Annotated in this window: 13 protein-coding genes; 8 read left to right on the top strand and 5 right to left on the bottom strand. The window is 66.9% G+C overall.

The window, feature by feature from the left end:
• Positions 1-52 precede the first annotated feature (52 nt).
• Positions 53-370, top strand: a complete 318-nt coding sequence (locus tag UB43_RS19275; protein ID WP_017521552.1) for a heavy metal-binding domain-containing protein — start codon at positions 53-55, stop codon at positions 368-370.
• A 250-nt stretch (positions 371-620) separates the two neighbouring features.
• Here the strand turns inward: UB43_RS19275 and UB43_RS19270 are convergent, their stop codons facing one another.
• The 4 genes from UB43_RS19270 to UB43_RS19255 all read right to left on the bottom strand — a co-directional run bounded on the left by UB43_RS19270 (position 621) and on the right by UB43_RS19255 (position 3,564).
• Positions 621-1,667, bottom strand: a complete 1,047-nt coding sequence (locus UB43_RS19270) for a low specificity L-threonine aldolase (protein WP_045214079.1) — start codon at positions 1,665-1,667, stop codon at positions 621-623.
• Positions 1,668-1,742: 75 nt separating this feature from the next.
• Positions 1,743-2,171, bottom strand: coding sequence for a hypothetical protein (locus UB43_RS19265; RefSeq protein ID WP_045214077.1), 429 nt, complete (start codon positions 2,169-2,171; stop codon positions 1,743-1,745).
• A gap of 119 nt (positions 2,172-2,290) precedes the next feature.
• Positions 2,291-2,971 (bottom strand): hypothetical protein, encoded by a 681-nt coding sequence (locus UB43_RS19260; protein ID WP_045214074.1) that lies wholly within the window; start codon positions 2,969-2,971, stop codon positions 2,291-2,293.
• A 65-nt stretch (positions 2,972-3,036) separates the two neighbouring features.
• On the bottom strand, positions 3,037-3,564 hold the full coding sequence (locus UB43_RS19255; protein ID WP_045214071.1) for a hypothetical protein: 528 nt from the start codon (positions 3,562-3,564) through the stop codon (positions 3,037-3,039).
• Between the two features lie 238 nt (positions 3,565-3,802).
• Between UB43_RS19255 and glyA the strand changes: the two genes are divergently transcribed.
• From glyA to fdhA, 7 genes are all read left to right on the top strand, one after another.
• Positions 3,803-5,056, top strand: a complete 1,254-nt coding sequence (gene glyA, locus UB43_RS19250; RefSeq protein ID WP_045214069.1) for a serine hydroxymethyltransferase — start codon at positions 3,803-3,805, stop codon at positions 5,054-5,056.
• 122 nt (positions 5,057-5,178) lie between these two features.
• Complete coding sequence (locus UB43_RS19245) at positions 5,179-6,429, top strand: sarcosine oxidase subunit beta (RefSeq protein WP_045214067.1); 1,251 nt, start codon at positions 5,179-5,181, stop codon at positions 6,427-6,429.
• Between the two features lie 13 nt (positions 6,430-6,442).
• Positions 6,443-6,778, top strand: a complete 336-nt coding sequence (locus tag UB43_RS19240; RefSeq protein ID WP_045214064.1) for a sarcosine oxidase subunit delta — start codon at positions 6,443-6,445, stop codon at positions 6,776-6,778.
• Positions 6,778-9,798 carry a sarcosine oxidase subunit alpha gene (locus UB43_RS19235; protein WP_045214062.1) on the top strand — a complete coding sequence of 1,007 codons (3,021 nt, stop codon included), beginning with the start codon at positions 6,778-6,780 and terminating at the stop codon, positions 9,796-9,798. The genes UB43_RS19240 and UB43_RS19235 overlap by 1 nt, the downstream gene beginning before the upstream one ends.
• Positions 9,799-9,916: 118 nt before the next feature.
• Complete coding sequence (locus tag UB43_RS19230) at positions 9,917-10,552, top strand: sarcosine oxidase subunit gamma (protein ID WP_045214061.1); 636 nt, start codon at positions 9,917-9,919, stop codon at positions 10,550-10,552.
• 55 nt (positions 10,553-10,607) lie between these two features.
• Positions 10,608-11,465 carry a formyltetrahydrofolate deformylase gene (locus tag UB43_RS19225; RefSeq protein ID WP_045214058.1) on the top strand — a complete coding sequence of 286 codons (858 nt, stop codon included), beginning with the start codon at positions 10,608-10,610 and terminating at the stop codon, positions 11,463-11,465.
• A 289-nt stretch (positions 11,466-11,754) separates the two neighbouring features.
• Positions 11,755-12,954, top strand: coding sequence for a formaldehyde dehydrogenase, glutathione-independent (gene fdhA, locus UB43_RS19220; protein WP_045214055.1), 1,200 nt, complete (start codon positions 11,755-11,757; stop codon positions 12,952-12,954).
• Positions 12,955-13,186: 232 nt separating this feature from the next.
• Here fdhA and UB43_RS19215 read toward each other — a convergent pair whose 3' ends face one another.
• On the bottom strand, positions 13,187-13,582 hold the full coding sequence (locus tag UB43_RS19215) for a lysozyme inhibitor LprI family protein (RefSeq protein ID WP_045214053.1): 396 nt from the start codon (positions 13,580-13,582) through the stop codon (positions 13,187-13,189).
• Positions 13,583-13,705: the final 123 nt, after the last annotated feature.

The raw sequence follows: 13,705 nt of genomic DNA, 5'->3' as shown, positions 1-13,705 counted from the left end.
TCGGTAGGGTGCGGGACTATGCTGGATTTCCCCCACCAGAGGAGTCAGCCCCATGATCCTGACCACCACGCCCACCATCGAGGGCAAGACCATCCAGGAATACCGCGGCATCGTGGTCGGCGAGGCGATCCTCGGCGCCAACGTGTTCCGCGACCTGTTCGCCGGCCTGCGCGACATCATTGGCGGCCGTTCCGGTGCGTACGAGAAGGAGCTGGGGCGAGCGCGGGAGATCGCCTTCGAGGAGCTGCAGGAGCGCGCGCAGGAGCTGGGCGCCAACGCCGTGGTCGGCATCGACCTGGATTACGAGGTGGTGGGCCAGAACGGCAGCATGCTGATGGTCAGCGTGAGCGGGACGGCGGTGCGTATCTGACGAAACCGAACCGATTTTCAACTTGTAGGAGCGAGCTTGCTCGCGAACATCCGTAGCCTCGCTTTACACCGTGAACGCAGGCGGAATGCGGTTCGCGAGCAAGCTCGCTCCTACCAAGAACCGCCCTGATCAAAATTCGACCACGCCATTGCAAGCCATGTCCTCCGTGGCCTGCAGGCATTCATCCACAGGTTGGGGACAGGTTGCCCGTGCAACCGTCCCCAGCGCCTGGGGACAACTCAGGCGCGCTTCAGCTCGCCCCCATGACCTTGCGGATGTCAGCCGCCAGCTCCTCGACGCGGGCGATCTCGGTGTCCCACGAACACATGAAGCGCGCGCCGCCCGCACCGATGAAGGTGTAGAAGCGCCAGCCGAGCTGGCGCAGGGCTTCCAGCGCCGGCTCGGACATCTGCAGGAACACGCCGTTGGCTTCCACCGGGAACATCAGCTGCACACCCGGTACGTCGGCGACGCGCTCGGCCAGCAGTTGTGCACAGCGGTTGGCGTGGCTGGCGTAATGCATCCAGGCGTCGTCCTGCAGCACGCCGACCCAGGGCGCGGCGAGGAAGCGCATCTTCGAGGCCAGTTGCCCGGCCTGCTTGCAGCGGTAGTCGAAGCCTTCGGCCAGTTCGCGGTTGAAGAACAGGATGGCCTCGCCCACCGCCATGCCGTTCTTGGTGCCGCCGAAGCAGAGCACTTCGACGCCGGATTTCCAGGTCAGCTCGGCCGGGGTCGCGCCGAGGAAGGCGCAGGCGTTGGAGAAGCGCGCGCCGTCCATGTGCAGGTGCAGACCCAACTCGCGGCAGGTGGCGCTGAGCGCCTGCAGCTCGTCCGGGCGGTAGACGGTGCCGACCTCGGTGGCCTGGGTGATGGTGACCACGCGCGCCTTCGGGTAGTGGATGTCCTGGCGCTTCAGGGCGATCTCGCGGATCGCCTCAGGGGTCAGCTTGCCCTGGGCGTCGGTGCGCGCCAGCAGCAGCTTGGAGCCGTTGGAGAAGAACTCCGGCGCGCCGCACTCGTCGGTCTCGACGTGGGCGGTCTCGGCGCAGATCACGCTGTGGTAGCTCTGGCACAGCGCCGCCAGGGCCAGGGAGTTGGCGGCGGTACCGTTGAAGGCGAAGAAGACTTCGCAGTCGGTCTCGAACAGCTCGCGGAAGTAGTCGGAGGCGCGGGCGGTCCATTGGTCGTCGCCGTAGGCGCGCTCGTGGCCGCGGTTGGCCTCGGCCATCGCCGCCCAGGCTTCGGGGCAGATGCCGGAATAGTTGTCGCTGGCGAACTGTTGGGTGTTGTCGGTCATGGGGCTGCCTCGGCACTGCGCAGAAATGTCAGTCAGCAGCGTAGCGAAAACCCCGCCTCTCGTGCAGCCGGACTCTTACAGCCGCTGGTTCACGTAGGCACTGACGAACTGCTTGGCATCCTGGGTCGCCGACAACTGCTGGTCGTAGCAGACCTTCCGGGCGTTGCCCTCGCCGGGGAGCATCACTTCACCGCAGTCGCCACGCAGCACCAGGGCAATTGGTCCCCTGCCCTGGGAATGCAGCTTGAACAGGGACTCATCGAGCAGGCTGAGGCCATCCATTCGATGGATGCGCATGTTCCATGCGTGGGCCACCCCGCCGATGCGCACCAGGAACATATTGGCCTTGCGCGGCCCTATCTGTTCCAGCCAGACCTTGACGCCGTCCGCACCGCTGTAGGCCTTGACCTCGGGTGCCGGTTGCGCAGGCATCTGCAGCGCATGGCCGGCCAGCGGAAACGTCGCGGCCAGCAGCAGGGGCAGGTTTCTCAATGTGAATTTCATGGTCCTCCACCTCTGTCTCTGGCGATCGGTAATGAGCGATGCCGAGAATTTTCCTAAGAACTAGGTGAGGCGGAGGATCAGAAATCGGTATGACTTCCCGTCAGATATCTCTCTATCTGTCAGGGCAGCTTGGTCAGCGCCATCTGCTCGGAGATCGGCACGAACAGCTCGCGCAGGGACTGGGCGGTACCGCCGTTGGGCTTGTCCGGCGAGGTCATGTTGAGCACGTAGCGACCCTTGATCAGGCCGGTCAGGCTGGATTCGCCGGCTTTGTCGTCCGGGCCCGGCACGCTGATGGCCAGTGGGTCGCCCATGCGCGTGCTGTCGATCACCGGCAGGTACTGCTCGCCGCCGAACTGCGCGGCGGTGCCATTCTGCAATGCGGCCTGGCGGGCCTGGTTGAGCAGCGAGACGTTCTTGGCGGTGGTGTCGCGCAGCTTGGCCTGGGCGGCCAGGTACTGCTTGGCCGCCTCACCCTGCTGGTCGGCGCCCGGCGCCGGAAGGCCGGTGTCGGTCAGGGTCACGACCAGGTGCTGGCTGCCGTCGGCCTTGCCGTAGACGATGGTGGCGTCGTCGTAGCCGCACTCGCGGGACAGGTAGGGATAGCCGTAGATGGCCTTGGTCGGCGGCAGCGCCTTCTCCAGCACATGGCCGCTGCAGCTGTCGCCGGCCGGGGTGGCCGCGGCGGCAGTGCTGGCGGCTTCGGGCGCTTCGGCCTTGGCGGGTTTGCTGTCGTCACCACAGCCCTGCAGCGTCGCGGTGAGCAGCAGGGCGGAAAGCAGAGTCAGGGAACGGTTCATGGCGTCCTCGCATTTCGTGAGGGGCGCAGTTTAGTCCCTTGGCCGGGCGGTTCCTATCCGCAGCTTCATTGCGGGGGGTTGCAGACCCAGCGCCCCTGCTTTTCGTCATAGCCGGCATCGATCACCGCCACCCCGGCGCCGCGGGCTTCCAGGCAGAAGGTCTTCATGAAGGTCGCGCGCTGGCCGTCCCCGGCGTTGTCGCGCCCGCCGAGGGTGACGTTGTACAGGCCAGGCTCCAGGGGCCGCGCCGGGGCTTTCTGGCGAAAGCCGGTGATGGCCTGGCCATAGGCGAAGCAGGTGTCGCTGTGCAGCGGCACTCCCCGGGTCGGTTCGATGCTGGCCGACGACCAGAACGGCTCGTAAGGCTCGCGGGCGACTTCGATGGCGTGCACCGTCACCTGCCGTTCATCCACCTGCAGCGTGCGATTGAAGAACAGGCCGGGCGACTTGAACGCCGCGCCGCCGAAGCACAGCGTCCGGCCCTGCACCCAGACCCGTGCGTCGCCGTCGAACAAGCGCGACATGCCCCAGGCCGACAGCGTCGGCGACAGCAGCGCAAGGCACAGCGAACCAGATAAGAAGAAGCGCTTCATCGGCAAGGCTCCGCGGGCCGCGCCATCCTGGCGCGGGCATGTCGCATTCTGACCAGCCGCCACGAGCAATTCCACGCACCCGGTCGCTTTTGCGCCGGTCGCAGCATGTCGCAAACGCACCTACCCGCGACGTGCGCAGGCATCTGGGCCGGCTGGGCCAGTCATACCATCGCTGCCATGGGGGCCACTCGGCTCCGTACCGGCCATGGCGCTTCCGGGCGCCGCAGGGAGACCAGCGATGTTCAGCAAGCAAGACCAGATCCAGGGCTACGACGACGAACTGCTCGCGGCGATGGATGCCGAGGAAGCGCGCCAGGAGGACCACCTCGAGCTGATCGCCTCGGAGAACTACACCAGCAAGCGCGTCATGCAGGCCCAGGGCAGCGGGCTGACCAACAAGTACGCCGAAGGCTATCCGGGCAAGCGCTACTACGGTGGCTGCGAGCATGTGGATAAGGTCGAGCAGCTGGCCATCGATCGCGCCAAGCAGCTGTTCGGCGCCGACTACGCCAACGTCCAGCCGCACTCGGGCTCCTCGGCCAACTCCGCCGTGTACCTCGCGCTGATCAACGCCGGCGACACCATCCTGGGCATGAGCCTGGCCCACGGCGGCCACCTGACCCACGGCGCCAAGGTGTCGTCCTCGGGCAAGCTGTACAACGCCGTGCAGTACGGCCTGAACACCGACACCGGGCTGATCGACTACGACGAGGTCGAGCGCCTGGCCGTGGAGCACCAGCCGAAGATGATCGTCGCCGGCTTCTCTGCCTATTCCAAGACGCTGGACTTCCCGCGCTTCCGCGCCATCGCCGACAAGGTCGGGGCGCTGCTGTTCGTCGACATGGCCCACGTCGCCGGCCTGGTTGCCGCCGGCCTGTACCCCAACCCGCTGCCCTACGCCGACGTGGTCACCACCACCACCCACAAGACCCTGCGCGGCCCGCGCGGCGGCCTGATCCTGGCCAAATCCAACGAAGAGATCGAGAAGAAGCTCAACTCGGCCGTCTTCCCCGGCGCCCAGGGCGGCCCGCTGATGCACGTGATCGCCGCCAAGGCGGTGTGCTTCAAGGAAGCGCTGGAGCCCGGCTTCAAGGACTACCAGGCCCAGGTGATCAAGAACGCCCAGGCCATGGCCAAGGTGTTCATCGAGCGCGGCTACGACGTGGTTTCCGGCGGCACCGACAACCACCTGATGCTGATCAGCCTGGTGAAGCAGGGCCTGACCGGCAAGGAAGCGGACGCCGCCCTCGGCCGCGTCGGCATCACCGTGAACAAGAACGCCGTGCCGAACGACCCGCAGAGCCCGTTCGTCACCTCCGGCATCCGCATCGGCACCCCGGCGGTCACCACCCGCGGGCTGAAGGAAGAACAGTGCCGCGAGCTGGCCGGCTGGATCAGCGACGTGCTGGACCACCTGGGCGACGCCGACGTCGAGGCCAAGGTGGCCACCCAGGTCGCCGGGCTGTGCGCGGACTTCCCGGTCTACCGTTGAGATTCCCCGAGGCTCTTCTGTAGGAGCGAGCTCGCTCGCGAACAGCCCCGCTGCGAGGCCATTCGCGAGCCAGCTCGCTCCTACAGGGGCGGCACGGCGACTAGAGATTTCAGGAGCACCCCATGCAACGCTACTCCGGCTTCGGCCTGTTCAAGCACTCCCTGAGCCACCACGAGAACTGGCAGCGCATGTGGCGCACGCCCACGCCCAAGCCGGTGTATGACGTGGTCATCGTCGGCGGCGGCGGGCACGGCCTGGCGACCGCCTACTACCTGGCCAAGGAGCACGGCATCACCAACGTCGCGGTGATCGAGAAGGGCTGGCTGGGCGGCGGCAACACTGCGCGCAACACCACCATCGTGCGTTCCAACTACCTGTGGGACGAGTCGGCGCTGCTCTACGAACACGCCATGAAGCTGTGGGAAGGCCTGTCCCAGGACCTGAACTACAACGTCATGTTCTCCCAGCGTGGCGTCTACAACCTCTGCCACACCCTGCAGGACATGCGCGACGGCGAGCGCCGCGTGAGCGCCAACCGCCTCAACGGCGTGGACGGCGAGCTGCTCAATGCCCAGCAGGTGGCCGAAGAGATTCCCTACCTGAACTGCACCAAAAGCGCCCGCTACCCGGTCATGGGCTCCACCGTGCAACGCCGTGGTGGCGTGGCCCGTCACGATGCCGTGGCCTGGGGCTTCGCCCGCGCCGCGGACGCCCTGGGCGTGGACCTGATCCAGCAGACCGAAGTAATCGGCTTCCGCAAGCAGGACGGCGCAGTGATCGGCGTCGAGACCAATCGCGGCTTCATCGGCGCCAAGCGCGTCGGCGTGGTCACCGCCGGCAACTCCGGGCACATGGCGATGCTCGCCGGCTTCCGCCTGCCGATCGAATCGCACCCGCTGCAGGCGCTGGTCTCCGAGCCACTGAAACCCATCATCGACAGCGTGATCATGTCCAACGCCGTGCACGGCTACATCAGCCAGTCGGACAAGGGCGACCTGGTCATCGGCGCCGGCATCGACGGTTACAACGGCTACGGCCAGCGCGGCTCCTACCCGGTGATCGAGCACACCCTGCAGGCCATCGTCGAGATGTTCCCGGTGCTGTCCCGCGTGCGCATGAACCGCCAGTGGGGCGGCATCGTCGACACCACCCCGGACGCCTGCCCGATCATCGGCAAGACCCCGGTGAAGAACCTGTTCTTCAACTGCGGCTGGGGCACCGGCGGCTTCAAGGCCACGCCCGGCTCGGGCAACGTCTTCGCCGCCACCCTCGCCAAGGGCGAGCCGCACCCGCTGGCCGCGCCCTTCTCCATCGAACGCTTCCACACCGGCGCGCTGATCGACGAACACGGCGCCGCCGCCGTCGCGCACTAAGAGGGCCACGACCATGCTGAATATCTTCTGCCCTCACTGCGGCGAGCTGCGTTCCGAAGAGGAATTCCACGCCAAGGGCCAGGCGCACATCCCGCGCCCGCTCGACCCCGCCGCCTGCACCGATGCCGAGTGGGGCGACTACATGTTCTTCCGCGACAACCCGCGCGGCATCCACCACGAGCTGTGGGTGCACGCCGCCGGCTGCCGCCAGTACTTCAACGTCACCCGCCACACGGTGACCTACGAAATCCTCGAAACCTACAAGATCGGCGAAAAACCCAGCGTCACCGCCGCCGATGCTGACACCGAAAAGCAAGCCGCCGTCCAGCCCGCCGTGGAGAAGGCCTAATGAGCCAGATCAATCGCCTGTCCCGTGGCGGTCGCATCGACCGCAACAAGCCGCTGACCTTCAGCTTCAACGGCCAGAGCTACCAGGGCTTCGCCGGTGACACCCTGGCCGCCGCCCTGCTGGCCAACGGCGTCGACATCCTCGGCCGCAGCTTCAAGTACTCGCGCCCGCGCGGCATCGTCGCCGCCGGCGCCGAAGAGCCCAACGCCATCCTGCAGATCGGCTCGCGCGAATCCACCCAGGTGCCCAACGTGCGCGCCACCCAGCAAGCGCTGTACAACGGCCTGGTGGCCACCGCCACCAACGGCTGGCCGAACGTACAGAACGACCTCATGGGGATCTTCGGCAAGGTCGGCGGCAAGCTGATGCCGCCCGGCTTCTACTACAAGACCTTCATGTACCCGCAGTCCATGTGGCTGACCTACGAGAAGTACATCCGCAAGGCCGCCGGCCTTGGCCGCGCGCCCACCGAAGTGGACCCGGACAGCTACGACTGGATGAACCACCATGCCGACGTGCTGATCGTCGGCGCCGGCCCCGCCGGTATCGCCGCCGCCCTGGCTGCCTCGCGCAGCGGTGCGCGGGTGATCCTCGCCGACGAACAGGAAGAGTTCGGCGGCAGCCTGCTCGACACCCGCGAAACCCTCGACGGCAAGCCGGCCGAGGAGTGGGTGGCCAAGGCCATCGCCGAGTTGGAAGGCAACCCGGACGTGATCCTGCTGCCGCGCGCCACGGTCAACGGCTACCACGACCACAACTTCCTCACCATCCATGAGCGCCGCACCGATCACATCGGCGAGACCGCGCCGCTGGGCCAGGTGCGCATGCGCGTGCACCGCGTCCGGGCCAACCGCGTGGTGCTGGCCGCCGGCGCCCACGAGCGCCCGCTGGTCTACGCGAACAACGATGTGCCGGGCAACATGCTCGCCGGCGCCGTCTCCACCTACGTGCGCCGCTACGGCGTGGCACCGGGCAAGAAACTGGTGCTGTCCACCAACAACGACTACGCCTACCGCGTCGCCCTGGACTGGCAGGAAGCCGGCCTGCAGGTGGTCGCCATCGCCGACGCCCGCCCCAATCCGCGCGGCGAATGGGTCGAGGAAGCGCGCAAGCGCGGCATGCGGGTCATCACCGGCAGCGCGGTGATCGAGGCACGCGGCAGCAAACGCGTGACCGGTGCGAAGGTCGCCTCCATCGACACCTTCCGCCACAAGGTCAACGCGCCCGGCGAATGGCTGGACTGCGACCTGGTCGCCAGCTCCGGCGGCTACAGCCCGGTGGTGCACCTGGCCTCGCACCTGGGCGGCAAGCCGGAATGGCGCGAGGACATCCTCGCCTTCGTGCCCGGCCTGGCCTTCCAGAAGCGCATCTGTGCCGGCGCGGTGAACGGCGTGTTCCGCCTCGCCGATGCCCTGGCCGACGGCTACCAGGCCGGCAGCCAGGCCGCTGTCGACGGCGGCTTCAAGGCCGTCGAAGGCGAGCTGCCGGTGGTCGCCGAGCGCGCCGAGGACGCCACCCTCGCGCTGTTCCAGGTGCCCCACGAGAAATCCACGGCGCGCGCACCCAAGCAGTTCGTCGACACCCAGAACGACGTCACCGCCGCCGCCATCGAACTGGCCTGCCGCGAGGGCTTCGAGTCCATCGAGCACGTCAAGCGCTATACCGCGCTGGGCTTCGGCACCGACCAGGGCAAGCTGGGCAACATCAACGGCCTGGCCATCGCCGCCCGCGCCCAGGGCAAGAGCATCGCCGACACCGGCACCACCATGTTCCGCCCGAACTACACCCCGGTGACCTTCGGCGCCGTCGCCGGCCGTCACTGCGGCCACCTGTTCGAGCCGGTGCGCTTCACCGCCCTGCACGCCTGGCACGTAAAGAGCGGCGCCGAGTTCGAGGACGTCGGCCAATGGAAGCGCCCCTGGTACTTCCCCAAGCGCGGCGAAGACATGCACGCCGCCGTGGCCCGCGAATGCCGCGCCGTGCGGGAGTCGGTCGGCCTGCTGGACGCCTCGACCCTGGGCAAGATCGATATCCAGGGCCCGGACGCCCGCGAGTTCCTCAACCGCGTCTACACCAACGCCTGGACCAAGCTGGACGTGGGCAAGGCCCGCTACGGCCTGATGTGCAAGGAAGACGGCATGGTCTTCGACGACGGCGTGACCGCCTGCCTGGCGGACAACCACTTCGTCATGACCACCACCACCGGCGGCGCGGCGCGCGTGCTGGAGTGGCTGGAGCTGTACCACCAGACCGAATGGCCGGAGCTGAAGGTGTACTTCACCTCGGTCACCGACCACTGGGCCACCCTGACCCTGTCCGGCCCCAACAGCCGCAAGCTGCTGGCCGAGGTCACCGACATCGACCTGGACAAGGACGCCTTCCCCTTCATGACCTGGAAGGAAGGCAAGGTCGCCGGCGTCCCGGCGCGGGTGTTCCGCATCTCCTTCACCGGCGAGCTGTCCTACGAGGTGAACATCCAGGCCAACTACGCCATGGGCGTGCTGGAGGCCATCATCGCGGCCGGCGCCAAGTACAACCTGACGCCGTACGGCACCGAGACCATGCACGTCCTGCGCGCCGAGAAGGGCTTCATCATCGTCGGCCAGGACACCGATGCCTCGGTCACCCCGGACGACTTGAACATGGGTTGGGCGGTCGGTCGTACCAAGCCGTTCTCGTGGATTGGCTGGCGCGGGATGAACCGCGCCGACTGCCAGCGCGAAGACCGCAAGCAGCTTGTGGGCCTGAAGCCGACCAACCCGATGGACTTGCTGCCCGAGGGCGCGCAACTGCTGTTCACCCCGCAGCACACGGTCCCGGCGACCATGGTCGGCCACGTCACCTCCAGCTACATGAGCAGCAGCCTGGGCTACAGCTTCGCCCTGGCAGTGGTGAAGGGCGGCATCAAGCGCCTGGGCGAGAAGGTCTACGCGCCGCTGGCCGATGGCCGGGTGATCGAGGCTGAGATTTGCAGCTCGGTGTTCTACGACCCGAAAGGGGAACGGCAGAACGTGGATTGATTGAAAGCAGCCTCAGGCGGCAAGCCACGAGCTGCAAGCAAAAGCCGATCCGCCCCCTCTCCCTTCAGGGAGAGGGTTGGGGAGAGGGAAAGCGCCAGAATCCCAAGGTGAACAGAACATGAGCAAAGCCAACCTCTACCAGCAACGCCCCGCCGATGGCATCCAGGCCGAATCGCCCCTGCACCACGCCGAGCTGGACAAGCTCGCCGCGCGCAAGGTGGCCAACGCCGGCGTGACCCTGCGCGAGAAGAAATTCCTCGGCCACCTGACCCTGCGCGGCGACGCCCACGACCCGGCCTTCGCCGGCGGCGTGCACAAGGCCCTGGGGCTGGAACTGCCGGTCGCCCTGGGCCTGGTAGCCAAGGGCGAAACCTCGCTGCAGTGGCTCGGTCCGGACGAGTGGCTGCTGATCGTCCCCGGTGGCGAGGAATTCGCCGTCGAGCAGCGCCTGCGCGAGGCGCTGGGCGATGAGCTGCACTACTCGGTGATCAACGTCAGCGGCGGCCAGACCCTGCTGGAGCTCGAAGGCGCCAAGGTCCGCGAAGTGCTGATGAAGTCCACCGGCTACGACGTGCACCCAAGCAACTTCCCGGTGGGCAAGGCGGTAGGCACCAATTTCGCCAAGTCCCAGCTGGTGATCCGCCATACCGGCGAGCACACCTGGGAACTGGTGGTGCGCCGCAGCTTCTCCGACTACATCTGGCTGTGGCTGCAGGACGCCTGCGCCGAGTACGGCCTGCAGGTGGCGGCGTAACAGGCGTCGATTCCCCTCGCCACTTCGGCGGGGGGAAATCCTTCGGAGTCAGACCATGAGCCGCACCCCCGATACCTGGATCCTCACCGCCGACAGCCCGAGCCTGCTGGGCACGGTGGACGTGGTCACGCGCTACCTGTTCGAACAGCGCTGCTACGTCACCGAGCACCACTCCTTCGACGACCGCCTGGCGCAGCGCTTCTTCATCCGCATCGAATTCCGCGCCGGCGACGGCTTCGACGAGGCGGCCTTCCGCGCCGGCCTCGCCGATCGCGTCTCGCCCTTCCAGATGAACGTCGAGCTGACCCCGCCGGCTTACCGCAGCAAGGTGGTGATCATGGTCTCCAAGGCCGACCACTGCCTGAACGACCTGCTCTACCGCCAGCGCATCGGCCAGCTGCCGATGGACGTGGTGGCGGTGGTCTCCAACCACCCGGACCTGGAGCCGCTGGCGCGCTGGCACGGCATCCCCTACCACCACTTCGCCCTCGACCCGAACGACAAGGGCGCGCAGGAGGCGAAGGTCTGGCAGGTGATCGAGGAAACAGGCGCCGAACTGGTCATCCTCGCCCGCTACATGCAGGTGCTCTCGCCCGAATTGTGCCGTCGCCTGGACGGCTGGGCGATCAACATCCACCACTCCCTGCTGCCCGGCTTCAAGGGCGCCAAGCCTTATCACCAGGCCTACCAGAAAGGCGTGAAGCTGGTCGGCGCCACCGCCCACTACATCAACAACGACCTCGACGAGGGCCCGATCATCGCCCAGGGCGTCGAGCCCGTGGACCACTCCCACTACCCCGAGGACCTGATCGCCAAGGGCCGCGACGTGGAGTGCCTGACCCTGGCCAAGGCCGTGGGTTATCACATCGAGCGGAGGGTGTTCCTGAACGCCAATCGGACGGTGGTGCTGTAAGAACCCCCTCTCCCCAACCCTCTCCCTGAAGGGAGAGGGGGCAAGAGCAGTTCGGAGTCGCCGGCTGACACAGCGCTCCCTCCACACACGGATATCCCCTCTCCCGCTTGCGGGAGAGGGTTAGGGAGAGGGGCTCTTGAAGCCCAGCCCCCATGCACGAGCAACACCGACAGCCCAGCCGGCTGCCAGCAGTACCTACCGGCCCTGTCGCGCAACACACGACATCCCAGTGCAAAACAGCGCGCCGCAAGGCCCGCCTTTGTACCCACAAACACAATGAGGAATGCGTATGTCTGGCAATCGTGGTGTGGTTTATCTCGGCCCGGGCAAGGTCGAAGTACAGAACATCCCCTATCCGAAGATGCAGGACCCGCAGGGCAAGCAGATCGACCACGGGGTGATCCTGCGCGTGGTTTCCACCAATATCTGCGGCTCCGACCAGCACATGGTCCGTGGCCGTACCACAGCACCCGAAGGCCTGGTGCTGGGCCACGAAATCACTGGTGAAGTCGTCGAGATCGGCCGTGGCGTGGAAACCATGAAGATCGGCGACCTGGTCTCGGTGCCGTTCAACGTCGCCTGTGGCCACTGCCGCACCTGCAAGGAGCAGCACACCGGCGTCTGCCTGACGGTCAACCCGTCCCGCGCCGGCGGCGCCTATGGCTACGTCGACATGGGCGGCTGGGTCGGTGGCCAGGCCGAGTACGTGATGGTTCCCTACGCCGACTTCAACCTGCTGCGCCTGCCCAACCGCGACGCGGCGATGGAGAAGATCCGCGACCTGACCTGCCTCTCCGACATCCTCCCCACCGGCTACCACGGCGCGGTGACGGCCGGCGTCGGTCCGGGCAGCACCGTCTACATCGCCGGTGCCGGTCCGGTCGGCCTCGCCGCCGCTGCGTCGGCGCGCCTGCTGGGCGCCGCCGTGGTCATCGTCGGCGACGTCAACCCGACCCGCCTGGCCCACGCCAAGGCGCAGGGCTTCGAAATCGCCGACCTGTCCAAGGACACCCCGCTGCACGAGCAGATCGCCGACCTGCTGGGCGAGCCGGAAGTGGACTGCGCGGTCGACGCGGTGGGCTTCGAGGCCCGCGGTCACGGTCATTCCGGATCGCAGCACGAGGCCCCGGCCACCGTGCTGAACTCGCTGATGGGTGTGGTGCGGGTGGCCGGCAAGATCGGCATTCCGGGCCTCTACGTCACCGAGGATCCGGGCGCGGTGGACGCGGCCGCCAAGCAGGGCTCGCTGAGCATCCGCTTCGGCCTGGGCTGGGCCAAGTCGCACAGCTTCCACACCGGCCAGACCCCGGTGATGAAGTACAACCGCCAGCTGATGCAGGCGATCATGTGGGACCGCATCAAGATCGCCGACGTTGTCGGGGTGGAAGTCATCACCCTGGACCAGGCGCCGAAAGGCTACGGCGAGTTCGATGCCGGCGTGCCGAAGAAGTTCGTCATCGACCCGCACAACCTGTTCCGCGCCGCCTGACGGCGCAACCGACCCCGGCCGCGACTCCACTTCCGCGGCCGTCTCTCCAGGGGAGCCGCAAGGCTCCCTTTTTTTGCCTCAACGCCGAGAACTTGCAGGGAACCCTGTAGGAGCGAGCTTGCTCGCGAACCCGCCCAACACCGGCGCAACCGGGAAACCTGTTCGCGAGCAAGCTCGCTCCTACAAGAGCCGGGCTCCAGTCATGGCCGCGAGGCCCCTCCTGCAAAGCAGCTCACCGCTTCGGTGCGGGGCAGTTGAAGTCGCCTTCCTGGCAGTCGGACAGCGTCTGCAGTTCCTTGATGCGGTTGTCGGTCATGGCCTTCAGGCAATTGCTGTAGGCCATCGGGTAACCGGAGCCGCCCTCGGCGCTGGACGTCTCGAACCTGCAGCTCAGGTCGCGGTAGTTCAGCCAGGCCTTCTGCGCGGCGGTCAGGGCTTTCTTCTGCCCGGCATCCAGGCGCTGGCGATAATGCCCGTAGAGGTCGTTGAGGCGCTTGTCGCTGGCTTTGTAAGCGGACCCGACGCAGGCGTTGATATCCGCCTGGGTCTGGGCGTCGGCGCAGTCGGCAGCGGCCTGGACGAAAGAGGAGAAGGCCAACAGGCCGAGGGAAAGGAGCAGCAACTTCATGGGGACGCGATCCGTTGTTCTGGATGGAATCCCCACTCTAGCCGCTCTCGCAGGGTAACGGCGGATAACGCTTGGGGCGTTATGCGTCCTGCGAGCTGACACAACCTGTAGGAGCGCGCCATG

This window comes from Pseudomonas sp. 21 (genome assembly GCF_000955805.1).
GTDB lineage: Bacteria > Pseudomonadota > Gammaproteobacteria > Pseudomonadales > Pseudomonadaceae > Pseudomonas.
The sequence above is the reverse complement of the archived record's forward strand: the minus strand, read 5'-3'. Positions and strand labels throughout refer to the sequence as shown.